Source organism: Bradyrhizobium sp. USDA 3364 (assembly GCF_054056355.1).
In genome coordinates this window covers 5,724,539-5,745,782 of the sequence record NZ_JBSRYG010000002.1, presented here as the reverse complement: position 1 = coordinate 5,745,782, position 21,244 = coordinate 5,724,539, and the positions used below count along the sequence as shown (strand labels likewise).

25 protein-coding genes are annotated in these 21,244 nt (G+C 63.3%); 10 read left to right on the top strand and 15 right to left on the bottom strand.

All coding sequences use genetic code 11. The features are described 5' to 3' along the window. Positions 1-7: 7 nt before the first annotated feature. From ACVILL_RS27015 to ACVILL_RS27000, 4 genes are all read right to left on the bottom strand, one after another. Positions 8-2,281: a polysaccharide biosynthesis tyrosine autokinase gene (locus ACVILL_RS27015; RefSeq protein ID WP_456731823.1), complete on the bottom strand. Its 2,274-nt coding sequence runs from the start codon at positions 2,279-2,281 to the stop codon at positions 8-10. Between the two features lie 129 nt (positions 2,282-2,410). Then, on the bottom strand, positions 2,411-3,070 hold the full coding sequence (locus ACVILL_RS27010; protein ID WP_456731822.1) for a hypothetical protein: 660 nt from the start codon (positions 3,068-3,070) through the stop codon (positions 2,411-2,413). 107 nt (positions 3,071-3,177) lie between these two features. After that, positions 3,178-4,635, bottom strand: coding sequence for an O-antigen ligase family protein (locus ACVILL_RS27005; RefSeq protein ID WP_456731821.1), 1,458 nt, complete (start codon positions 4,633-4,635; stop codon positions 3,178-3,180). Between the two features lie 31 nt (positions 4,636-4,666). Next, positions 4,667-5,707 (bottom strand): polysaccharide biosynthesis/export family protein, encoded by a 1,041-nt coding sequence (locus tag ACVILL_RS27000; protein ID WP_456731820.1) that lies wholly within the window; start codon positions 5,705-5,707, stop codon positions 4,667-4,669. A gap of 369 nt (positions 5,708-6,076) precedes the next feature. On the opposite strand from ACVILL_RS27000, the gene ACVILL_RS26995 reads away from it, so the two are divergent. The 5 genes from ACVILL_RS26995 to ACVILL_RS26975 all read left to right on the top strand — a co-directional run bounded on the left by ACVILL_RS26995 (position 6,077) and on the right by ACVILL_RS26975 (position 9,537). Beyond that, positions 6,077-6,385, top strand: a complete 309-nt coding sequence (locus ACVILL_RS26995; RefSeq protein ID WP_456731819.1) for a hypothetical protein — start codon at positions 6,077-6,079, stop codon at positions 6,383-6,385. A 116-nt stretch (positions 6,386-6,501) separates the two neighbouring features. After that, positions 6,502-6,765 (top strand): hypothetical protein, encoded by a 264-nt coding sequence (locus ACVILL_RS26990; RefSeq protein ID WP_456731818.1) that lies wholly within the window; start codon positions 6,502-6,504, stop codon positions 6,763-6,765. A gap of 109 nt (positions 6,766-6,874) precedes the next feature. Beyond that, positions 6,875-8,164, top strand: a complete 1,290-nt coding sequence (locus ACVILL_RS26985) for a hypothetical protein (protein ID WP_456731817.1) — start codon at positions 6,875-6,877, stop codon at positions 8,162-8,164. A 7-nt stretch (positions 8,165-8,171) separates the two neighbouring features. Continuing rightward, complete coding sequence (locus ACVILL_RS26980) at positions 8,172-8,948, top strand: metallophosphoesterase family protein (protein WP_456731816.1); 777 nt, start codon at positions 8,172-8,174, stop codon at positions 8,946-8,948. Then, positions 8,941-9,537, top strand: coding sequence for a hypothetical protein (locus ACVILL_RS26975; RefSeq protein WP_456731815.1), 597 nt, complete (start codon positions 8,941-8,943; stop codon positions 9,535-9,537). Before ACVILL_RS26980 ends, ACVILL_RS26975 begins: the two co-directional genes overlap by 8 nt. 42 nt (positions 9,538-9,579) lie before the next feature. Here the strand turns inward: ACVILL_RS26975 and ACVILL_RS26970 are convergent, their stop codons facing one another. Continuing rightward, positions 9,580-10,998: an undecaprenyl-phosphate glucose phosphotransferase gene (locus tag ACVILL_RS26970; protein WP_456731814.1), complete on the bottom strand. Its 1,419-nt coding sequence runs from the start codon at positions 10,996-10,998 to the stop codon at positions 9,580-9,582. Positions 10,999-11,117: 119 nt separating this feature from the next. On the opposite strand from ACVILL_RS26970, the gene ACVILL_RS26965 reads away from it, so the two are divergent. Next, a complete protein-coding gene (locus tag ACVILL_RS26965) occupies positions 11,118-11,423 on the top strand; it encodes a hypothetical protein (protein ID WP_456731813.1) in 306 nt (101 codons plus the stop codon). Positions 11,424-11,437: 14 nt separating this feature from the next. On the opposite strand, the gene ACVILL_RS26960 is transcribed toward ACVILL_RS26965, so the two are convergent. Next, a complete protein-coding gene (locus ACVILL_RS26960; protein WP_456731812.1) occupies positions 11,438-11,812 on the bottom strand; it encodes a transposase in 375 nt (124 codons plus the stop codon). Positions 11,813-12,469: 657 nt separating this feature from the next. On the opposite strand from ACVILL_RS26960, the gene ACVILL_RS26955 reads away from it, so the two are divergent. Continuing rightward, positions 12,470-12,658: a hypothetical protein gene (locus tag ACVILL_RS26955; RefSeq protein ID WP_456731811.1), complete on the top strand. Its 189-nt coding sequence runs from the start codon at positions 12,470-12,472 to the stop codon at positions 12,656-12,658. A gap of 299 nt (positions 12,659-12,957) precedes the next feature. Here ACVILL_RS26955 and ACVILL_RS26950 read toward each other — a convergent pair whose 3' ends face one another. The 8 genes from ACVILL_RS26950 to ACVILL_RS26915 all read right to left on the bottom strand — a co-directional run bounded on the left by ACVILL_RS26950 (position 12,958) and on the right by ACVILL_RS26915 (position 17,537). Then, entirely contained in the window at positions 12,958-13,167 is a 210-nt protein-coding gene (locus ACVILL_RS26950) for a hypothetical protein (RefSeq protein WP_456731810.1), read from the bottom strand. An 851-nt stretch (positions 13,168-14,018) separates the two neighbouring features. Continuing rightward, positions 14,019-14,276, bottom strand: a complete 258-nt coding sequence (locus ACVILL_RS26945; protein ID WP_456731809.1) for a hypothetical protein — start codon at positions 14,274-14,276, stop codon at positions 14,019-14,021. Between the two features lie 62 nt (positions 14,277-14,338). After that, complete coding sequence (locus ACVILL_RS26940; protein ID WP_456731808.1) at positions 14,339-15,364, bottom strand: NAD-dependent epimerase; 1,026 nt, start codon at positions 15,362-15,364, stop codon at positions 14,339-14,341. A 71-nt stretch (positions 15,365-15,435) separates the two neighbouring features. Next, positions 15,436-15,852, bottom strand: coding sequence for a hypothetical protein (locus ACVILL_RS26935; protein WP_456731807.1), 417 nt, complete (start codon positions 15,850-15,852; stop codon positions 15,436-15,438). A 55-nt stretch (positions 15,853-15,907) separates the two neighbouring features. Continuing rightward, positions 15,908-16,186 (bottom strand): hypothetical protein, encoded by a 279-nt coding sequence (locus tag ACVILL_RS26930; protein WP_456731806.1) that lies wholly within the window; start codon positions 16,184-16,186, stop codon positions 15,908-15,910. Between the two features lie 166 nt (positions 16,187-16,352). Next, positions 16,353-16,550 (bottom strand): hypothetical protein, encoded by a 198-nt coding sequence (locus tag ACVILL_RS26925; RefSeq protein ID WP_456731805.1) that lies wholly within the window; start codon positions 16,548-16,550, stop codon positions 16,353-16,355. A 163-nt stretch (positions 16,551-16,713) separates the two neighbouring features. Beyond that, a complete protein-coding gene (locus ACVILL_RS26920; RefSeq protein ID WP_456731804.1) occupies positions 16,714-16,872 on the bottom strand; it encodes a hypothetical protein in 159 nt (52 codons plus the stop codon). Between the two features lie 512 nt (positions 16,873-17,384). Next, a complete protein-coding gene (locus ACVILL_RS26915) occupies positions 17,385-17,537 on the bottom strand; it encodes a hypothetical protein (RefSeq protein ID WP_456731803.1) in 153 nt (50 codons plus the stop codon). A gap of 254 nt (positions 17,538-17,791) precedes the next feature. On the opposite strand from ACVILL_RS26915, the gene ku reads away from it, so the two are divergent. Continuing rightward, a complete protein-coding gene (gene ku / locus ACVILL_RS26910; RefSeq protein ID WP_456731802.1) occupies positions 17,792-18,769 on the top strand; it encodes a non-homologous end joining protein Ku in 978 nt (325 codons plus the stop codon). Between the two features lie 54 nt (positions 18,770-18,823). Next, on the top strand, positions 18,824-19,057 hold the full coding sequence (locus ACVILL_RS26905) for a hypothetical protein (RefSeq protein WP_456731801.1): 234 nt from the start codon (positions 18,824-18,826) through the stop codon (positions 19,055-19,057). A 33-nt stretch (positions 19,058-19,090) separates the two neighbouring features. Here the strand turns inward: ACVILL_RS26905 and ACVILL_RS26900 are convergent, their stop codons facing one another. Beyond that, on the bottom strand, positions 19,091-19,255 hold the full coding sequence (locus ACVILL_RS26900) for a Flp family type IVb pilin (RefSeq protein ID WP_024579538.1): 165 nt from the start codon (positions 19,253-19,255) through the stop codon (positions 19,091-19,093). Between the two features lie 323 nt (positions 19,256-19,578). Between ACVILL_RS26900 and ACVILL_RS26895 the strand changes: the two genes are divergently transcribed. Continuing rightward, a complete protein-coding gene (locus tag ACVILL_RS26895; RefSeq protein ID WP_456731800.1) occupies positions 19,579-21,213 on the top strand; it encodes a thiamine pyrophosphate-requiring protein in 1,635 nt (544 codons plus the stop codon). The last annotated feature ends 31 nt before the right edge of the window (positions 21,214-21,244 follow it).

Below are 21,244 nucleotides of genomic sequence, written 5' to 3'. Positions count from 1 at the left end.
ACGTGTCTCACTCGGTGTAGCCATATCGCCCATAATGCGAGTTGTAATAGTAGTTCTTGCCGCCGTAGCCGCTATAGCGGCTCATCGCGGCGATATCGGCCTTGTTGAGCACGACGCCGAGCAGGTTCTCGTTGACCGAGCGCGCACTGCGCAGCGCGCGCTCGACCACCTGGACCTGGGTCTTGCCCCACTCCACGATGAAGACGAAGGAATCGACGAAGTGCGCGGTGATGCGGACATCGACCACCGGCGTCAGCGGCGGGAAATCGACGATCACATAGTCATACTGGCTACGCGCCGCGTCGATGAAATCCTTCATCTGATCGGAGGCCAGCACGTCGTGCGAATGCGCGATACGCGACCGCGTGGCGCCCGGCAGGAAGACAAGGCCGGTCTCCGGATCGCGCCACAGCGTCTCCTGCAATGTCGCATTGTTCGACAGGATGTCGAGAATGCCGCGCTCGGCAGTCGCGGCAACCTTGCGGCTGAGCGAGGGATTGCGCAGGTCGCAATCGACCAGCAGCACGCGCGCCCCGCTCTGCGCGACCAGTTGCGCGAACACGAAGGCCAGCGTCGACTTGCCCTCGTTGGGCAGCGCCGAGGTCAGACCGAGGATCTTTGACGGCTTGGTGACGTTGAGGTCGGCATTGACCTTGATCGAGCGGATCGCTTCCGAGAACCGCGAGAACGGCGAATCGATCGCCGCCCACAGCACCGGCTCGTCGCCGCGCCGGATCGTGCGCGGCCCGACCGGCAGATTGGGACGACCGGCAACCGGTGCCTTGAGCCGGCTTGGCGAGACGCGGGGCACGATGGCGACGCAATCCGCGTCGAGGATGGTCTCGACCATTTCAGCGGTGCGGAACACCCGGTCGTAGAGATCGCGCAGCACGCCGAGCCCGAGCCCGGCGATCAGGCCGCCGAGCGTCGAGAGCGCGAGCACCACCAGGGTCTGCGGGTGGCTCTTGCTGAGCGGACGCGAGGCACGGGTGATCACCCTCGCCTCGCTGACCGGGAACGACTGCTGCTGCACATTTTCCATGTAGCGCTGCAGGAAATTGTCGTAGAGCGAGCGATAGGTCTGCGCCGAGCTCTCGAGCTCGCGCAGCGTGACCTGCGCCTGGTTGGTCGACTGCGACTGCGACACCGAGTCGTTCACGGCGCGCTCGATCTCGTTCTGGCGCTGCAGGGCGATCGCGTAGTCGCTCTTGTAGCTCTCGGCGAGCCGCTTCAATTCGTCGATGATCGACGACTGGATCTCGCGCATCTGGTTGCGCAGATTGACGGCGGCCAGATGGTTGTAGCCGTAGCGCGACGACCAGTCGGCCTCGCGATTGGCGAGCTCGAGATATTGCGAGCGCAGCTTGGTGATGACCTGGTTGTTCAGGGTATCGGCAACCGTCGCATCGGGGACGCCCCCCTTCACCACCGCCTCGATGCGGTCGAGCTTGGCCTTGGCGTCGGTGACCTGCGACTTGACGTGGACCAGCTGCGTGTTGAGCTCGCCGAGCTGCTGCTCGTTGAGCAGCTTGCCGCTGGAGGTGACGATGTTGTTGGTCTTCTTGTAGTCGAGCACCGCGCGCTCGGCGTTGGATGCCTGCGTGCGCAGCTCCTGGATGCGGTCCTGCAGCCAGACGCTGGCGCGGCGCGTCGCCTGATACTTGGAATCGAGCTGGTCGACGATATAGGCGTCGGCGACCGCGTTGGCGATCTGCGCCGCGCGCTCCGGATCGAGCGAGCGGAAGCTGACCTCGATCACATAGGTCATGCCGCGGCGGCGGACGTCGAGCTGCTTCTGGAAGGTGCGAACCGCGCGCCGGGTCCGGTCGAACTCGTTGGGCGGCGCGCCGCCGGCGAACAGACCGGACACGAAATCGATCACGGCTCCTGCCGCGCCGGCCTTGGAGCCGATGAATTCCGGATCCTCGTTGAGCTTGAGTTCGCGGATCACCGCGAGCGCCACGTTCTCCGACTTCAGGATTTCCACCTGGCTCTCGACCGCGGAGGAATCGACCGGGACGTCGCTCACCGGCGATTGCTGCTGGAAGGCCTGGAATTTCCGCGTGTCGATGATCATGGTGGCAAGCGCGGTATAGCTCGGCGCCGCCGTCATCAGGTAGCAGATGCCGCCGAACAGGCAGAGCCCGGCGGTGCCGAGAATCACCCAGTATTGCCGCAGCAGATAGGTGACGAAGGCGTCGAACGTTTCCGCCAGCGACGGCAGTTCGGCCGGACGATTTCTCAGATCGACAGACGGTGAAATCTGGTTGCGCTGAAGCATCTCGTCCTATCGCCGCGCCGACAGGATGCGTCCTGCCCTCGCGCCCTCCAATGATCCTGGGAAGCGTCCCGCCGCTGACACCGAAGCGCGTTGCTGCAGAAAGTTCTCCATTGGCGATCGGAAGCCCGCTCAGGGAGTGACGGTTGTGAGGAGCGTGGTGGTGCCGGTGGTCGCACCCGTCGTCCCGTTGCCGGATCCAGTGACCGATGAGGTGAAGCTGAAGATTCCGGTGTTCACGCTGTTGCCGTTGATGGCTTCGAGCGTGCCGCCGCCTGCGCCGGTGGCGCCGAGCGCGCTGGTCTGGCCGCCGGAAGCACCGGCGCTGCCCGCGCCGCCGGCACCGGCCGCGGCGGTGCCGGTATCACCCGACGCTGCGGCAAACGCCATCACGGCGTCGAGATCCTTGGTGTCGGCGATCGCCTGCTGGATCCGCGTCGCATAGGACTGGTTGCTGCGCACGACGATCCGCGCGGCCTGGGCGAGACCGGCTGCGATCGCCGTCTTCTGATCCTTGCTTGCCTTGGCAAGCAGCGCGATCAGCGGATTGAGCGACGTCGGATCGTTGACGGCGAAGTCGCGCGCCCGCGAGGTCAATTCCACGCCCGCGTTCGGATACTGGGTCAGCAACTGTTCCGGACTGGCCTTGAAATTCGTCACCGCCTGCGAGAGCTGGATCAGCCCGCCAGACGTTTGCGCCAACGCCGCGCCGCCGGGCGCAGCGAGTGCCAACACCGCGAATACCGCCAGACGCGGAGCGGAAAAGCCGCCGGATCGTTCAAATGTGAACACAGCTATCTCCCTAACCAATACTAACAGTTCGTTAGCATAGTCAGAGTTATCGTGCCAATTAAAACCCCTGCCCGGCCGCGGCCCGGGCACCGCGCGCAAAATCAGCGTTAACCGGCCGCCCCGGCCGTAACACGGGCGTCACGGTGACCGCCGGCACCGCTGCCGGCGCGGAACGATTGCGACAGGCCCGCGCCAAGCAGGGCCGCAATAACAACGGCGTAGCCGGTGATCTGGAGCGAGAAATCAATCATCGAATGCAGTGCGCCGGCAACCGACGCGCACAGCGCCGCAAGCGGCACGATAACGTCGCGGCGGCGGGTCCGCACGCCATGCGCGAGCACGCCGAACGCTGCGAGCAGCGCGATCATGACCGCGCCGGCCACTAACATTCCGCCGTCGGACGCCAGTTCGAGCCAGCTGTTATGCGCCCGGTTCCAGGTCCCGCGCAGCGAGATGTCGTCGGTGCGATAGGCCGGATAGACCCATTCGAAGCTCCCGAAACCGTCGCCGAGCCAGGGGTGGTCGGAGATCATCCGCAACGTCGCGCGATAGGTCGAGAACCGGCCCTCATCCGACAGGCCCATCGTGCTGAAGCGCGCACCGACGCCACCGCCGAGAAGCTGCAGCAAGGCCAGCGCGACCAGGCTGCCGATACCAATCGCCGCGATCAGGCCATAGCGGCGCGGCACCCGTTTGCGAAAGAAGATCGCGGCCGCGATCACCGCAGCCAGCAGCGAGATCCCGACGCCGCCGCGCGATCCGGTCAGAAACATCGCGAGCAGGCAGATAAGCCAGCCGAACGCATGACCGACAAGCCGGCGACGCGTCGGCGGATCAAGGCGCGCCAGCAACCGCAGCAGGCTGGGCCGGCGCGATGGCAAATGCCGCTCGATCAGCTCGCAGCCGAACAGCAGCCAGATCAGGGCGCAGCAGCCATAATAGATGCCCGCCGTGTTGCGATTGACGAACGGCGACGTCAGCCACTCCAGATGTGCCTGCTTCTCGTGCAGCAGGTAGATCCGGGCGGGATCGATCGCGAAGGTGACGATGCCGGCGATCGCGTAGACGAGGCCGGCCGCGGCCACCGCCCGCAACAACCCGCGCGCCAATGCGCGGTTGGCGCCGAGCACGACGCCGATCGCAAAGCTGAGCAGGCAGACGATCCCGACACCCGCCGAATAAAACGGCTGATTGCGCACGATCGTGACGGCCGGCGGAAGCTCGGCGGGCAGCAATTTGCCGGCTTCCGCCCACAGCGCGCTCGGCGCCACGCCCAGCCAGGGCCGCGCCGCCGATTGCTCGTGCAGCACCAGCATGGCGAGCGCGGTCAGCAGTGCCGTCACCGCGAGGATCGCGAGCTGAGTGTCGCGCAGGCGCATCGGCAAGACTCCGAGCAGCGCGATGCCGAGCAGGATCGACCAGATCGCGGGTGCGACGACACCGACCGAGCCGAGCGGCAGCGGCGCCAGCGCAACGACGGCGCAGAACAGCCACGACGACCAGCGCACCGGCAAAGGCAATGCCGTCGCCTCGCTCGCGCCGAGAGCTAGTCGTGAACGTGTCATGAAGCCGGTCGGGCCGGCTCACGCCCGAAAATCAGGGCGCAAGCTTGATCGAATTACGAAGTAAGGTTGCGTTGTAGGCGGCCACGATCGGATCGTTCACCGTTGCGGTCACGAGGCGGATCTGCTGCATGACCTTGGCGTCCTCGACCGAGGCCGCGTTCGACGCATAAAGCACGTCCTTGTTGCGCAACTGAAAACGCGTGGCCAGGAAATAGCCGGCCGGATCGCGGAAATTGATGTTGTAGACGACCGGGATGATCGGCCCTGAATATTTGCTGACGTCGACGCCGAGCTTGGCGGCCACTTCCGGCAGCTCGCCGCGATAGACGAACACCGAGGCCGGATCGGCCGAGGAGTCGTTCAGGCCGCCCGCCTTGGCGACGGCTTCGGCGAGCGAGATGCGCCAGGCCTCGAAATTGAACTGGCCTTGCGCGCCCGAGGCACCAAAGGCGACGAAGGTCTGCGGCTCGCGGTAGACATAAATGGTGTCGCCCGGATGCGCATAGATGTTGCTCTTGGGCTCATAGACCAGCTGGCCGAACGGCACGGTCGTCCGCTTGCCGTCGCGCTCCAGCATCACCCATGTGTCAAAACCCTGCCCCTTCGGGCCGCCGGCGCGCGTGATGGCGTCGAGCACGCGTTCGCCCGCGGCGTTGGCAGGGAAGCGGTTCGGCGTATTGACCTCGCCGAGCACGGAGATCAGCGAGGTGCGCTGCTCGATCAGAGCGACCACGGCCTGCGGCTCGATCGCGCGGTTCTTCAGCGCGTCGACGATCGAGCGCTGCACTTCGGTCGGCGTGCGGTTCTTGGCGCGGATCGCGCCGGCATAGGGCACCGAGATGTTGCCGTCGGTATCGACGTTCTGGTTCGGCAGCGTGATGTAGTTGCCGGGACGCACGCCGGCCTCGACCGGGATGAACAGACCGCCGGCGGCGGCCTCGAAGATCGTGACGCTGACGACGTCGCCGATGCCGAAATGAATGTCCTTGGGCGGCGGGCCCTGGATGCCGCCGGCGAGTTGCGGCGCGAATGACGCCAGCACGTTCTCGACCTGCGGCGTGATCTTGACCATCGCGTAGGGCAGGCTTTCCGAATCCCGTTGCCCGGCAACGACATCAGAACTCGTCGGACCGTTAGTCGGCATGTAGTGGCAACCGCCGACCCAACAGGCGGCCGCAAGCAATAACATTGCTCGAATGAAATTCGCACGCGACATTTAAATACTCCGGCCGTGCCGTAACACGCCAAATATCACAATCACAAGTTTCCACGATATGTTGCGGCGCAATTGATAAGGAATGTTAGCAAGGTGAGGCAATTCGGCGACACCGGCGCCTCGCCGTGCGACCAACGGCGTGCGAACCTCACTCCGGCTTTGATTTCGTGTGATGTTCCAGTTATCTGTGAATGAGATGGTTTGAGTTAATGGATTGAGGGTTCGATGGCCCGCATGAAGCCACTGGCGATCGCATTCGGGACCGCCGCCGTCCTGCTCGGCTACTCCCTTGGCTGCTCTGGCGTTTTTGCCGCAGAACTTGGCATTTCCCCTGCCCCGCGCGCGGTGCAGCGCATCGGCGGCAACTGCCAGCGGCTGCAATATTGTCATGGCGATGTCTGCCAGTGGAAACGGGTCTGCTGGCACGGCTGCCCGGATCGCTACTCCTGCGCGCCGCTCTACGGCGCCTATGGACCGTATGGCGGCCGTGACTACTGGGCCGCCTATAGTTACGGCGATCTGCGCCCGTTCTGAATGTTAATAACTTAACGTAACCACCGGTCATCCGCGTCTCGCCCGGCGGAATCGCGACGGTTGCCTTAACCCCGGTTTAGGACCCGGCCCGCTATGGTGCGGGCGCAGGTTTGGTTATGTTATTTGTTTTCCTTGGTAATTTGATCGGCGGTGCCGTTCTCGGGCTGCGTCAGCACTGCCTGGTGCTGGCGCCGGTGGCGTTTGCGGAACTCGCACTGCTGGCCGCCATCGGAAGCGCGCGCCTGTCGTGGCCGGAGACGGCGCTGTTCATGATCATCGCGATCGTATCGCTGCAAGGCGGATCTCTCGCGAGCACATTCGCGCCGCTGTTCTGGTCGCGCTCTTCGATGCCGCGCCTCGCCCTGCGCCGTCCGCACTGACGCGACACAACGCTGCCGCGTTGGGCGCGCCCGATTTCCATTGACCTCGCGGCGAGCCCGGGGCATCCCGCTGCCTTGCGTTCTCATCCACCCAGGACCCCGCCTTCTCGTGTGGAACGTCACGGCTTTCATCTGCATCCTGATCGGGGCGTCGATTCCGGTGGGTCTCATCGACACATCGCTCGCCACCGGTCTCGTCGGCGCCGCAGCGTCGCTCGGCCTGTTGGCAAGCCTGATGGCGATCCGTCCCGGTGAATTGTCTTTCCTGAGGTCGGTCGCCGGCCCCGCCATCGCGGCGGCGCTGGTGCCGATGCTCTGGATCATCCTGCAGATGCTTCCATTGCCGTCGCTGGCGCATCCGGTGTGGAAATTCGCCGGCGAGACATTAGGTGCCCCGCTCAGCGGCAGCATCACGATCGACACCGGCGCCAGCCTCGGCGCGCTGCTGCTCTGGCTCTCGCTGCTGTCGGTCATGATATCAGCCGCGGCGATCGCGATCGATGCCCGCCGCGCCGATCTGGTGGCCCGCGCCGTCGCAGCGACGGCCGCCGTCGCGGCATTGATCCTGCTGCTATATAGCGATCCGATCAAACTCTGGCTTGGCGCGGGCGCTGCGCGCGATGAGACGGCAAACGGATTCCTGCTCGTCGTTCTGATTGGCGTTCCGCTCAGCCTTGCGCGCGCGCTCGATGTCGGCGGACATGCCGACGGCCGCACGGCGGCCCAGCTGACGCAGCTGCGCCGGCTGCTCGCCGCCGGCGCGTTGTTTTGTGCCATTTGCGCCTGCTGGTACGGGCGCCGCGGCGCCGCGATCGCGATTGCTGCGGGCATCGCGCTCGTCCTGATGATCTTCGCCGCGCGAAAACTGCATCTGCATCGCTGGAGCAGCGCCGGTGCCGCCGCCGCGATCGCGCTGATCGCGCTGGCGACGGCGATCGCCAACCGTCACCCCGATGTGGCGCTTGCTGTCGCCTTCGCCGATGCGCCGGCCGAGCTCGTGCAATCGACCCACAATCTGCTCGCCGACCTGCCCGCGCTCGGCAGCGGCGCCGGCACCACGGCAATGCTGGCATCGACCTACATCGACTGGCAGGGCGCAACCGCGCGGCCGGCGGTCGCCACCAGCGCCGCCGCCTTGATCGCCCAGTTCGGTTCCGCCATGTTCTGGACTCTACTCGCCGTTACGATCGTCGGCATCGCGGCGTTCACCGCCGGTGCCCGCAATCGCGGCCGCGACTGGTCCTATCCCGCGGCGGCGGCCGCCGTGTTGCTGACGCTGGCGCTTGCCGCCTTCACCTTGCCGGAATTGCCGGCGCTGCCCGGAGTGATCGTGTTGGGAGCCGTGATCGGAACAGGACTGGCACAGCGGCTCAGCCGTTCACGGTTGCGGGCGGGTTAGGCGATAGATGCGCAGCCTGCTCCGGCGCATTGTCGGCCAGACCGGCGACCTCGAGCATGAGGGCGACGAGACCTGCATCTACGCCGTCGGTGACATCCACGGACACGCCGACCTGCTGCATGAGATCTGCGCACGCATCGACGCCGATATCCGCAAGTTCCGGCCGGCGCGGCCGATCCAGGTGTTCCTCGGCGACTACATCGATCGCGGACCGGATTCGCGCGACGTGATCGCCATGCTCGAGCAGCGCCGGCGGACCCGCAGCATGGTCTGCCTGCTCGGCAATCACGAGGCCTGCCTGCTGCAATTTCTCGTCAATCCCGACATGCTCGCGCAGTGGCGGCAGTTCGGCGGCCTGCAAACGCTGATGTCGTATGGATTGACGCCCTCGCCCAATCCGGATGCCGCGGAACGGCGGGCACTCGCCCAGCAGCTGATCCGGCAGATGCCGCCCGCCCATCTCGCCTTCCTGCGCTCGCTGCCGATCACCTATTCCTACGGCCGTTATTTCTTTGTGCATGCCGGCGTCAGGCCCGGCATCGCGCTGGCGCAACAGCGCAAGGAAGACCTGCTCTGGATCCGCGACGACTTCCTGGTGTCGGAGGATGATTTCGGCAAGGTCGTGGTCCACGGCCACACGCCGGTGCATGAGGCCGAGCTGCTGCGCAATCGCATCAACGTCGACACGGGCGCCTATGCGACCGGCCGCCTCACCTGCGTCAAGCTGGAGGGAGCACGGCGAAGCCTGCTGATGACCGGCAACCGGGCGGCGCGCCATGGCTGACACGATGACTGACGCGGCCCGGCGATATGCGCGGCCCTTGTCGCCGGCCTTCGTGCCGGTCGCAGCCGCGATCGGCGCTGCAACGCTGGCATTGTCGGCCTGGTGGCTCGGCGCTGATGCGTTGCGCGCCAAGCCCTCACTCGCGGCCGGGACCGGCATGGTCAGGAGCGAATTGTGGCTGCGCGACGGCTGGAACGAATTGCCGACATCCCCTGAGGCGGCCGAGGCCGCCTTCACGCGCGCGCTCCGGCTGTCGCCGATGGACGCCGGCGCCTGGTTCGGTCTCGCCTCGGCGACCGGGCGGTTCGACTGGCTGAACCCGACGGCGTCGAAGGCGCTGAAGATGTCCTACTACACCGGCTTCAACCGCGGCGACCTGATCGCGCCGCGCCTGATCCTGCTGGCACAGGTCGACACCACGCGCGACGTCGAGCTGGTCGATCTGCTGCAGCGGCAGATCGGCCTGATCCTTACCCGCGCGCCGGAGCTGAAGCCTGTCATCAGCCAGGCCTATCGCGTGGCGACCGACGCCAACCGGCACATCATCGAGGCGGAATTCAAGGACGCCAATCAGAGCATTCCGGAGTAGTCCGCGTCGGCACGCGGATGGCCGTCAGCACGCGGGCGGCCGTCAGATGCCCGTGTGCCGCAGCACCGCGCCGAACGTGCGCAGCAGGATGCGCAGGTCGAGCACGAAGCTCCAGCTCTTGATGTAGATGAGGTCGTGCGCGACGCGCAGCTGCATGTCCTCGATCGCGGGCGTCGCGCCGCGCAGCCCCTGCACCTGGGCAAGGCCGGTGATGCCCGGCTTGACGTGCTGGCGCTGCGCATAGCTCGCGATCAGCTTGGAATATTTGTCGTCATGCGCCAGCGCGTGCGGCCGCGGCCCGACCAGCGACATGTCGCCGCGCAGCACGTTCACCAGCTGCGGCAATTCGTCGATGCTGCGCCGGCGCAGCGTTGCGCCGATCCCGGTCAGCCGCGAATCGTTCGGGCGCGCCTGCGTAATAACATCGCCATCCTCGAGCACATGCATCGAGCGGAATTTGAGGATGGTGAATTGCTTGCCGTCAAACCCGTTGCGGCGCTGCCGGAACAGCACCGGTCCCTTGGAGTCGAGCTTGATCGCGATCGCCGTCCCGACCAGAAGCGGCGCAAACAGCACCAGCAGGCCGCTGGATGCCAGGATGTCGAACAGCCGCTTGCCGGCACGCTCGAGCGAGGTGAGCGGCGAGCGCTGCATCTCCACCGTCGGGATCGGGCCGCTCGCCACCATCCGCAGCGCCAGGAAGCGCTCCGCCGTCCGATCGGGCAGCAGCCGCACCGGCAACGGCGACGCGCGCAGCTGATCGCACACGAACTGGATGCGCGGCTCCTGCTGCCAGGGCATCGCCAGGATGATCTCGTCGGCGCCGCACTCCCGCGCCGCGCGAATGGCTGACGCGACGGCCGCCCGATCGCCCTCGTCGTCGGACATTCCGGACAGCTGCACCCGCCACACCTCGCTGAGGCCGAAATCGCGCAGCAGGCTCGATTGCCGCACCCGGGACAATTCGTCCGCCATGCCGACCACGACCGCGCGGCGCGTCGCCAGCATGCCGCGATCGATCGCGCGTTGCAGCGGCGCCTGCAGCAGTATCCGTCCGGTCACCAGCCCGAGGCCGCCGATCAGACCGAATGACAACACCGAGCCGCGCGAGACGCCGGAGCCAACCTTCAGGAGGAAGATGATCAGGGTCATCAGCAGGACGACGAGCAGCCACCCGCCGAGCAGGCTGCTCCAGCGCCGGTCGAGCCCGGCCAGCACCTGTGCGTTATAGAGCCCCTGCGACTTAGCCACGAACATGTGAAGGATGGCGGCGAGGACCCCGATCCCTAGAAAACCCTCGAAGCTGTTGCTATAAACCGTGTGGTAGTAAAACAGATGATAGGCCGCGCCGCCAATGATGCTGGACAGCACGACGATGATCATCTCGAAAGCGACGGCAAACGCTTCGAGAGAGGCAAAAGCGAACGAGAGGCCGCCGAAGTTAACCGGTACCTTCGCCAATCGAGCGTCCGAAAGGTCGGTCATCGGGAATTAACATTCGTGTTAACAATTTATATGTTTAATATCAGGCAGGTCGCGAGCTCGCAAGGCCTGCCGGGAGTATCGGACAGAGACCGTCGATGAGTTCATCTGCTGGCGAAACAGAGGCCGCGCTGGTGGCCCTCCTTCACTTGATCCGCCTGATGGGCGCAGAGCTCGTCGCAGGCCAGCATCGCGACGACGTCGAGCTGCTGGTCAAGGCGGTCGAGACAAAGCTGCGATCGGCCCGATTTCCGGCCGAAATGCCGAATCAGGACATCGTCAAAGGTCTGGACCTCGCACAGGCCAGACTTCGTCCAATCCTAGAAGAGCTCCGCGCGAGGTCCGAGAAAGCGCATCTGAGCGACCAGCTGCTGCTGGCCCCCAGGCCCTCGCGTATCCATTAACGGATCAGTCTTTGTCAGCTCTGAACTTCGCCACGGCGGGGCAGACTGTTCCCGCCGCTCGATCTGAGCGCAAGCTTTTCCTCGATCTTCATTTTCTCGAGTAGCAGGTCGGTCACGATCCGGCGCAGCCGTTCATTTTCCAGCCGCAATTCGTCAATACGGTTGCGGACAGGGGGGATCCCATCTCGATCTTCGGTGTGAGCAGCGAACTCGGTAACAGTACCATTCGCCTGGTGGCCGCGCGCGGCCTCCTGCTTACGCCAGCGATGAAATGTCATCACGCTAACGCCCAGCACCTTGCACGCTTGGGCTTGTGACTGCCCCCGCGCCATGAGTTCCTCGGCCTGTTTGACCTTGGAAGTGATCTCGTCAGTAGAATGACGCCTCATTGGTCATCTCGTTGCCCCCTAGATTAGCAATAATCGCATGGCCTATAAGCTATGTAAATGCAACAGGAAATTCAAATTGAGGATTTCCCGGGGGTCTTTCGGAAGCCTCAAACTTTCCGTCGGCAGCAACGCATTGTGCGAAGAAACGCCGAAGCTGCAAGGGATTTACCGGATTATGTGACCAATATTCCCCCGCAGAAGGCATCCGACACAAAAAGTTATACGACTTTCTGCGTATGAGAATTTGATCGGGATAACTGGCGCACTGTTTGCATTCCCAAATGAGAATATCCAATCGGTCCCTCGACAGATTGTGAGTGCATCATGCCTCCCTGTGATATCTGCCGCGCCAGTCAAGCGCGAGTTTCACAAAATTCTAACAAATTAATCTCGCACCCGTCGTGTCCGGCGGCTTGCGGGTGCACACGCGCAGCAGTAGTTACTAAGCTGTTAGGTGTCATGAGGGTTTCAACATATTTAAGGATTATTTTCACGGAACCTAACAACTGTAGCTCGATCCACGAATTATCAATTAAGCGCTTTCCTATCCGAGACCGTCAGGCGGAACCACGACCGCCCGATTATCCGTGAACTTTTCTCTGTGCTGACGCTTGTCAGAGCCTAGCTCTGACCAACAATATTGCGAGGATCGACACTATGGCGCGTCTCAAGGTCTTCGAGGGGAATCAATCCGCGTCCAGTGAGGGGGCCGACGCCCTGGAGCGCCTCGTCGCAGAGAATTTCGAGCTCCGGCACACCGCCGTCGAGTTGGTCTTGCAGACTTGGATCCTGCGCGAGCGTCTGTCCGACGTCGGAGCGCACAAGTCCGTGCCGCAAGAGCACTGAACGCTCTAGCCCTGCCCTCAAGCGCAAGACCCGCAAGCGCAAGTCCCTTGGGAAAGCCGCCCCGGGCGGCCCACGAGGCTGCCCGCCCTAGGCAAGTGGGACGCCATGCGGCCTGGCTGCAAAGCAAGTTGGGCTCAGAGCAAGTTGGGCGCGGTGCACCTTGCACCCAACACGATTTGGGGGCCGATTCACCTCTCTATTTTAAATTGAGTTATCCGCACCCATAGACAAACCACCATCCTCGCCATGCCGGCGCGGAAATGGTGGCAATTGCTGGGTGAGGAATTCGCCGACGAACGTCAGCGATGAACCCGGCGCAACGCGGCGCGCGGAGTGGTCTGCTCACGCGATACACTGAAGGATCGAGACGCAAGCGGGCGCTCGTGAATCTCACGCAACTCAGCGATATCCAGCATCAACGCGACGACTTCGTTGCGTAGCGATTGATTGGTCGCGAGCAACGCCTCTTCGATAGGCTGATGCAAATGTTGAATCTTGTGCTGCTTCATGGCGCGCCCTCGCTCTGCAGTTAAGGGTATGAGCGATGTGATTGAAGTTTCGATGACAGAGTTAGATCACGCACATGGAATGCGGTTAATGGGGCAGGTTTGCGACCAACGTCACCCTGACAGAAAATTTCCCAATCGGGTTCCACAACCTGATCGCGAAAGGTTTAATCGATGGCCGCATTGTGTCGTCGCGATGGGACGCCGGCGGCAGCGATGAGGCCCGCGGCGCAAGCGCGCGGTTGGCGCCGATCGTGAGACGTGACCAACAGCATGAAATCATTCGGTGATCGTTGATCGCAGCCCGTGCCGTCGAAGCCGGAGGCGCGACCCGTCCGTCACTACAATGTGGCCGCGTCGAGGGCCGGGCCTTGAAGAGGCGTTCCGTTACGAACCAGATATTCCACCTGGAACGCTGTGCACACACTAAATCTGCTGCTTCGCATCCAGCTGGATTTGCTCTGTGCATAACAGGTTGAACCGAGCAGCATGGGAATTCGCAGCCGACGCCGCCATTCGCACTGATCGCAAAATGTTTCGAACCATTACGATAGCAAGATCGCCGTCGCGTTTGAGCGTTGTGATCGGCTCCAACGATGCGATGGAAGACTTCAACGCGTCAGATACGGACGTGCAAAATAATCGTCTCGACCAGGGACCAAACGCTGCAATGCTATTCTCATTCGAAGATTGCGCGGCGTCGCCACGCTCCGGCCTGGATAGATCAGCGTACGCCTTTGCACTTCGTTTATTCGATTGCACATGCGCTTTGCACGATCATTGCAACGAAGAGCAATCGGCGCCACCAACCGCCATAAGCATCTCTAATTCGCAAGGCGCGTCGCGATCGCACGCTATTTCGATTTGGGAGGAGCGTCGTCGTCCATCTTGCCGCCATTGGCGACACACTTGTTGAAGTAGTCGCGCTGGACCTTCGCATTGCCGCTCGCGCTACTGGAAGCCGGATTGCCCGGCTGTCGCGGCGGAAATGCCTTCGCCACCAAGGCGTCGCAGGCGCGCGCGACCTGGACGTCGATCGCATGCGCCGGCGCGATTGCGCTGGAAACGACCATCACGGCTGCGGCCATGGCAAAACCATTGGTAACTCTCATCGCGACACTCCGTTCCACACCGAACCAGATTTTTTCGCGAGCCCGGATTGGCAACGAGCGCACTACATGCGGTCGACGTCGTGATAGGCCCGGTACCAGGCGACAAACTTGGCAATGCCATCCTCGATCCGCGTCCGCGGCCGGAAGCCGATTTCACGCTCGAGGTCGGAGACATCGGCTGACGTCTCCAGGACATCCCCTGGTTGCATCGGCAGCAACTGCTTTTCGGCTTGCCGCCCGAGGCCGTGCTCGAGCAGCGCCACCACGTGCAGCAGTTCTTCCGGCCTGCTGTTGCCGATATTGTAGACCCGCCAGGGCGCCTTGCTCGAACCCGGATCGGGATGCGCTCCGGACCAGTCGACGTCGCCCTCGGGCGCGCGGCCGATCAGCCGCGCCATCGCCTCGACCACGTCGTCGACATAGGTGAAGTCGCGCCGCATATTGCCGTTGTTGAACAACTGGATCGGCGTCCCCTTGGTGATCGCATCCGCGAACGTATAGAGCGCCATATCCGGCCGGTACCATGTCCCATACACGGTGAAAAACCGCAGCCCGGTCGTCGGTATCCGATAGAGATGGCTGTAGGAATGGGCGAGCAGCTCGTTAGCCTTCTTGGTCGCGGCGTACAGGCTGACCGGATGATCGACGTTGTCGTGGATCGAGAACGGCAGCTTGGTATTGGCGCCATAGACCGACGATGAGGACGCAAACAGCAGGTGCCTGCACGCGGTATGCCGGCAGCCCTCGAGGATGTTGAGGAAGCCCTCCAGATTGGAATCCACATAGGCATGCGGATTCTGCAGGGAATAGCGCACGCCGGCCTGCGCAGCGAGGTGCACCACGATCTCGAAGCGATAGCGCTCGAACAGCGCCTTCATTCCGGCGCGGTCGGCGAGGTCGAGCTCCAGGAAGGTAAAGCCGCGGTGCTGCTTGAGCAGGTCGAGGCGCGCGCGCTTCAGCGCCGGATCGTAATAGCTGTTCAGATTGTCGATGCCGATCACCGGCTGCCCTGCCCGCAGCAGGTGCTCCGCCAGATGGAAGCCGATAAAGCCGGCGCAGCCCGTGACGAGTAGATTGCCTGCGATCATCACGTCCTGCCTGTGCCTTTCGCCTTGCGCCGGACCAGGCCGAATACGCCGTCACATGTGGCCGCAGAGCGTCAGTTGCCGGCGGCCGGAGGCTTGTAGTCGGGAAAGCGGCTCAGGACCGCGGCCTTCATGAACTTGAAGTGCGCGATCTCGGTCGCCAGTTCCTTCAGCCGGCGCTGGCCGTTGGAGATCTCGGCGTCAAACAGGTCCTGATGATAGTTGTCAAGCGCCTCGCGTTCCAGATATTCGTCGGTGCCGTTGCCCAGCGTCACCGCCGCGCGGGCCAGAACATCATCGACCCGGCGGCCGAGGCCGGATTGCTCGCTTTCGGCCGCCTGCAACGCCGCCTCGATTGCGGCCATGATCGATCCGATCCGGGCGCGGTCGGTCTCGGCATCGCGCTCGGCCGAGCGTGCTTTGAAACCCTGCTCCTCACGCCGCGACCTGATCAGGTCATGCGCGCGAGACCGCAAAAACAGCTGAAACATCTGTCAGTATCCGGTTCGGGCCCAGTCAGGCAGGACGGTCGAAAATCGCCCGGTCTTAGTTAAAGAAGAGTGAATTGTCTTCGTACCCGGCCCTCAGATCGGCCTTCCACTTGATCCAGGCCTTGTCGTGCTTGTCGTAGAGCTCGAGCCACCGTCCCTCGCCGGCCGGCGGCATCAGCCCCGCCTCCTGGTCTCCCGGGTCCGCGAGCACCGGCAGCGAGGAGTCCAGGCCCTCGAATTCCGACGTCTCTTCAGGCGTGAGACCGACCAGCACGCGCCGGCCACTGACATCGACAACATACCGCCGCGGCGAATGCCCCCTGAGATCACTCATGTTGCGAAAGTTCCCTTGCGATCCGCGGGGCCGGCGACGCGATCAGACCGGCGCCGACACGCGACCAGCCAGCCTGCGGCACGAACGCGGATATGATGACCGATTGCATGTCGCCCGCCAACCCCAACTCACCACACCGTCGCGCTACCTCGATCGAACTAGCCCGCTAGAACGCGCGGCGCATATGGCCGAACGCCGAGACCGGCCGTTCCCGCCGCGACGATTTAGCGGCCGACGGCGCCACGTACGGCGCATAGATCCGATATTGAGCGCGGCGCCTGTGCGAGCGCCACGAACGCGCGGCGAAACCGGAGAAGAAGCCTGCGACGAATGCCGCCGCGAGAATGAGAACAGGAGAAAGCATCACAGTCGTCCACGTTCGCCCCGATGTTATTAACATTCGAAAGTTATGACGACATCATGATTGGGCGCGCCGAAAGATTGTTCAGCTGCTGGAATTTTTGTGCAATCGAACGGCGCAACAATCACCAGGCGCCAACGCCGGTTGTTCTCGCGAGAGAAACCGCTCAGGAGAACCACCAGAGCATGAATTTCAGGAACATCGAGCTGAGAAGATAAATCCACCCCACCATCGCCAGCACGGTCAGTCCGACGAAGACACCTGATACGCTTTTTTCCTTGAAGCGCACTAACAACGAGTTTTTTTCTTCCTGCGGATAGAACATCTCAAGCTCAAGACGCATATGGCTCAAATCAGCTAGCAGCCAATTTCGATGATCTCGTGACGCGTCGCGTCAGCAATTCGCCCCGCGCACCACAGAACATCACTGCAAAATCTCGTGAACCCGCACGCGGTCGTTCGAGAAAATTCCTGGGCTCAACAAAAATTCTTGGCCCAACACTTGGCTCAAGAAAATTCGTGGCTCAAGAAGATTCTACTCGACATCCTCAGGGGTTCGACTTCGGCGACCACGACAACCGCGTGTCGGAATTTTGAGTCGCATGATATTTCGACCAGCGCACAACCATGCGTCGCGCATCAGCAGGATTGCGCGGCTTGAGCATGCGATGCCGTTCGAGCATGCCATGCAGTTCGAGAATGCCGCGCGACCGCCGCGCGGGACAGACTCAGGCAAGCGTGACCAGCCGCACGCAGTCGCACGGACGGATCGCTGCGCCGGCCGCACCTCAGTTCAAGAATGGGGATCTCACCTGCGGACGAGGAACAATCGCAATGTTACACGTGGAAAAAGGCGAACCAGATAACGCCGAGGATCAGAACAGCGAGCCCTGTCGAGGCGGTGAGCAGCGCCAGAAACGAAGGTCCCGGTTCGGCATAGCGCACCTCGGCCGGGGTTTCGATGATCTGACCGTGTCGTTCCGCTGCCATAGAGACCTCTTTGCTTAAGTGCCTGTAACTCCGGCGATTGCCGCTCCCCTTCGGAAGGCCAACGCGTGATCCGGAGTGATGTTCCGAGCCGTTTTCGGCGACTGCCCGATGACGGTCCACGCGGCGCGTCAAACGGGCGCAGGCGCGAGGACGGTTAACGCCGTTGCGAGATTCACCGGGCCGCGTTGTTTCAAATTGGGGTTCCCGGTGTTATCCTTGACCGTTCCGTCGGTTGCGTAATCGGAGTTTTCCCTATGGCCCCTCGCGCCAACTGGAAGGGCTTTTTGCGCCTTTCGCTCGTGACCTGCCCGGTTGCCTTGTACCCGGCGACGTCGGATACCGAGAAGGTCTCCTTCAACCAGATCAACCGCAAGACCGGCCACCGGATCAAATACGCCAAGGTCGACGCGGAGACGGGCGAGGAAGTCTCCACCGAAGACATCATGAAGGGCTACAAGGTCGACACCGACACCTATATCGAGGTCACCAAGGAAGAGCTCGACGACATCGCGCTGGATTCCACCCGCACCATCGAGATCGACGAATTCGTGCCGCGCAGCGAGATCGACAGCCGCTATCTGATCCGCCCCTATTATCTCGTCCCCGACGGCAAGGTCGGCCACGACGCCTTCGCAGTGATCCGCGAAACCATCCGCAGCCTGAACAAGGTCGCGATCGGCCGCGTGGTGCTGACCAACCGCGAGCACATCATCGCGCTCGAGCCGCTCGACAACGGACTGATGGGCACGCTGTTGCGCTATCCCTATGAGGTGCGCAGCGAGAAGGAATATTTCGACGACATCCAGGATGTGAAGATCACCAAGGACATGCTCGATCTCGCCAAACACATCGTCGAGCAGAAATCGGCCGAGTTCGATCCGGAGGAGTTCGAGGATCGCTACGAGCAGGCGCTGATCGACCTGATCAACCAGAAGCGCAACGGCACCAAGATCGCCAAGCCCGCGGCGAAGACCAGCGGTAACGTCATCAACCTGATGGACGCGCTGAAGAAGAGCCTCGCCAACGAGAAACAGGCCGCGCCGGCGAAAGCCGAAGCGAAGGCGGCCAAGGGCAAGAAGCCGAAGAAGCGCATCGAGGGCCAGCGCGAAATGCTGCTGCCGATCTCGGGCAGCGGCAAGCGCGAGCCCAAGGAGGTCGCGAAGCCCGAGCCGAAGAAGGCCGAGAAGGCCACGCGCGCGCAAAGCACCGCGGCGCGCAAGAAGGCAGGCTAGCGCGGCGAGCGCAAGATGACCTCGACACGCCGCGCCTGAGACGTCCTGACCGCAATGCCCTGGTCGACGCCGTTTGACGAGCCGATCGCGCTGCACCGCGGCGGCGCGCTGGTGACGCTGCAGCACGCCGCCGACTACATCATGACGCTATCGGAAGACACCCAGCAGGAGGCGCGCTGGCAGATCGCGGTCGAGCATCTGATCAACGCGGCGGAACAAGGCGCGGGCTGGCTGATGTTCGCGCGCATCGCGATGCTGCGCGCGTTGAACGGAGATGGCGGCGGCTGAATTGGGAGAGGCTGAAGCGATGTCCGGCAGCGCTTACTTGAATGCCGAACTGACGGCATTAAATTGGCCGCTCACGCTGGTGCCGATGCCCCTGACGCCCGCGACGATCACGATGCTGATGCCGCCAGCAATGATCGCGTATTCGATGGCTGTCGCCCCGACCTCATCACGCAGAAATCTTGCCAGCAACGCGCGCATGAAAAGCTCCTGTCCGACGCTCGCGGCTTTCTCTCCCGCGCCGTAGTAATATGCCAGCAAAACTAGGCCACATTGGTTGACGGCCCATTGACGGACAGGATGAACGATCGCTTAAGGGTTGCAGCGAATTTCGCTGCCAGTTCTGCCTGCAATCACGCCGCCGCGCGGCGGGCCCCGAAACCGCGATTGGGCGTAAACGCATATCAGGACTACCTGATCCGGCCGCAGCCCGGCTTTACCGACCGGCGGAATCCTGTTCCTTTATCGGACAGGACGACAACGAGGCCGGAGCGAACCGGCCGCATCCAAAGGGAGTGACCGTCATGAAGCTCGGCACCGCGATCGCGGAAATCATGAAGCGCGAGGGGATCGAGATCCTCACGGGCTACCCGGTCAACCACCTGATCGAATACGCCGCCAATGCCGACATCCGCCCCGTGATGGTGCGCCAGGAGCGCATCGGTGTGCACATGGCGGACGCGATCTCCCGCGTGACCTCGGGCGAGAAGATCGGCGCGTTCTGCATGCAGCACGGCCCGGGCGCCGAGAACGCGATGGGCGGCGTCGCGCAATGCTATGGCGAATCCGTTCCCGTGCTGGTGCTGCCGATGGGCTATGCGCGCCGGCTTGCCAACATCGATCCGAACTTCAATTCCAGCCAGGCGATGAAGGCGTTTTCCAAATCCTCGGAGCCGATCAACATCGCAGCGGAGGTCTGCAACATCTTTCGGCGTGCGTTTACAAAACTGAAGAACGGCCGCGGCGGCCCGGTGATCGTCGAGATTCCCGCCGACATGTGGAACGAGGAGGTGCCGGAGCCGCTGAACTACACGCCGGTGCTGCGGACGCGTTACGGCGCCGACCCCGTGCATGTCAAGGAAGCCGCTGCGCTGCTCGTCAACGCCAAGCGCCCGGTGATCTATGCCGGCCAGGGCGTGCACTACGCAAAAGCCTGGCCGCAGCTGAAGCGGCTCGCCGAGCGGGTTGCGATCCCGGTCTGCACCAGCCTCGGCGGCAAGTCGTCATTCCCCGAGACGCATCCACTCTCGCTCGGCTCCGGCGGCGTCGGCATGCCGCGCGCGGTGCCGAAATTCCTCGGCGAGGCCGACGTGATCTTCGGCATCGGCTGCTCCTTCACCGAGACCTCGTTCGGCGTCGCGATGCCGAAGGGCAAGACCATCATCCATTCGACGGTCGATCCGAACCACATCAACAAGGATGTCGAGGCCAAGGTCGGGCTGGTCGGCGACGCCGGCCTGGTGCTCGACGCACTGCTGGACGAGATCGGCAAGACTGTCACGTCCGACCGCAACGCCGGCGCGATCGCGGAGGAGATTGCGGCTTCCCACAAGGAGTGGCTCGCCAAGTGGATGCCGAAGCTGACGCACAATGACGCGCCGCTCAATCCCTACCGCGTGCTGTGGGACCTGCAGCACACCGTCGACATCCGCAATACCATCATCACCCACGACGCCGGCAGCCCGCGCGACCAGCTGTCGCCGTTCTGGAAATCGGTCGAGCCGCTGTCCTATATCGGCTGGGGCAAGACCACGCAACTCGGCTATGGCCTCGGCCTCGCGATGGGCGCCAAATTGGCCAAACCCGACAAGCTCTGCATCAATGTCTGGGGCGACGCCGCGATCGGCTTCACCGGGATGGATTTCGAGACCGCGGTGCGCGAGCGGATTCCGATCATGTCGATCCTGCTCAACAATTTCTCGATGGCGATCGAGCTGAAGGTGATGCCGATCTCGACCGAGAAATACCGCTCGACCGACATCTCCGGCGACTACGCCGCGATGGCCCGCGCCTTCGGCGGCTATGGCGAGCGGGTGACCAAGCCCGAGGACATCATCCCTGCGATCAAGCGCGGCATCCAGAAGACCAGGGAGGGCGTGCCGGTGCTGCTGGAATTCATCACAAGCAAGGAGACCGAGGTGTCGCGGGCGGGGACGTGACGGCACCTCACACGCCCTCACCCACTTGATT

Bases quoted from the DNA above. Each gene is read 5' to 3' on its own strand.
- ACVILL_RS26955 (WP_456731811.1), top strand. From the start codon at position 12,470: ATGGCGCGTCTCAAGGTCTTCGAGGGGAATCAATCCGCGTCCAGTGAG.
- ACVILL_RS26925 (WP_456731805.1), bottom strand. From the start codon at position 16,550: ATGCTTTCTCCTGTTCTCATTCTCGCGGCGGCATTCGTCGCAGGCTTC.
- ACVILL_RS26920 (WP_456731804.1), bottom strand. From the start codon at position 16,872: ATGTTCTATCCGCAGGAAGAAAAAAACTCGTTGTTAGTGCGCTTCAAG.
- ACVILL_RS27000 (WP_456731820.1), bottom strand. From the start codon at position 5,707: ATGGTCAAGATCACGCCGCAGGTCGAGAACGTGCTGGCGTCATTCGCG.
- ACVILL_RS26940 (WP_456731808.1), bottom strand. From the start codon at position 15,364: ATGATCGCAGGCAATCTACTCGTCACGGGCTGCGCCGGCTTTATCGGC.
- ACVILL_RS27005 (WP_456731821.1), bottom strand. From the start codon at position 4,635: ATGACACGTTCACGACTAGCTCTCGGCGCGAGCGAGGCGACGGCATTG.
- ku (WP_456731802.1), top strand. From the start codon at position 17,792: ATGGCCCCTCGCGCCAACTGGAAGGGCTTTTTGCGCCTTTCGCTCGTG.
- ACVILL_RS27015 (WP_456731823.1), bottom strand. From the start codon at position 2,281: ATGCTTCAGCGCAACCAGATTTCACCGTCTGTCGATCTGAGAAATCGT.
- ACVILL_RS26950 (WP_456731810.1), bottom strand. From the start codon at position 13,167: ATGAAGCAGCACAAGATTCAACATTTGCATCAGCCTATCGAAGAGGCG.
- ACVILL_RS26900 (WP_024579538.1), bottom strand. From the start codon at position 19,255: ATGCGCGCGTTGCTGGCAAGATTTCTGCGTGATGAGGTCGGGGCGACA.
- ACVILL_RS26895 (WP_456731800.1), top strand. From the start codon at position 19,579: ATGAAGCTCGGCACCGCGATCGCGGAAATCATGAAGCGCGAGGGGATC.
- ACVILL_RS26905 (WP_456731801.1), top strand. From the start codon at position 18,824: ATGCCCTGGTCGACGCCGTTTGACGAGCCGATCGCGCTGCACCGCGGC.
- ACVILL_RS26935 (WP_456731807.1), bottom strand. From the start codon at position 15,852: ATGTTTCAGCTGTTTTTGCGGTCTCGCGCGCATGACCTGATCAGGTCG.
- ACVILL_RS26945 (WP_456731809.1), bottom strand. From the start codon at position 14,276: ATGAGAGTTACCAATGGTTTTGCCATGGCCGCAGCCGTGATGGTCGTT.
- ACVILL_RS26960 (WP_456731812.1), bottom strand. From the start codon at position 11,812: ATGAGGCGTCATTCTACTGACGAGATCACTTCCAAGGTCAAACAGGCC.
- ACVILL_RS26965 (WP_456731813.1), top strand. From the start codon at position 11,118: ATGAGTTCATCTGCTGGCGAAACAGAGGCCGCGCTGGTGGCCCTCCTT.
- ACVILL_RS26930 (WP_456731806.1), bottom strand. From the start codon at position 16,186: ATGAGTGATCTCAGGGGGCATTCGCCGCGGCGGTATGTTGTCGATGTC.
- ACVILL_RS26980 (WP_456731816.1), top strand. From the start codon at position 8,172: ATGCGCAGCCTGCTCCGGCGCATTGTCGGCCAGACCGGCGACCTCGAG.
- ACVILL_RS26975 (WP_456731815.1), top strand. From the start codon at position 8,941: ATGGCTGACACGATGACTGACGCGGCCCGGCGATATGCGCGGCCCTTG.
- ACVILL_RS26915 (WP_456731803.1), bottom strand. From the start codon at position 17,537: ATGGCAGCGGAACGACACGGTCAGATCATCGAAACCCCGGCCGAGGTG.
- ACVILL_RS26990 (WP_456731818.1), top strand. From the start codon at position 6,502: ATGTTATTTGTTTTCCTTGGTAATTTGATCGGCGGTGCCGTTCTCGGG.
- ACVILL_RS26995 (WP_456731819.1), top strand. From the start codon at position 6,077: ATGGCCCGCATGAAGCCACTGGCGATCGCATTCGGGACCGCCGCCGTC.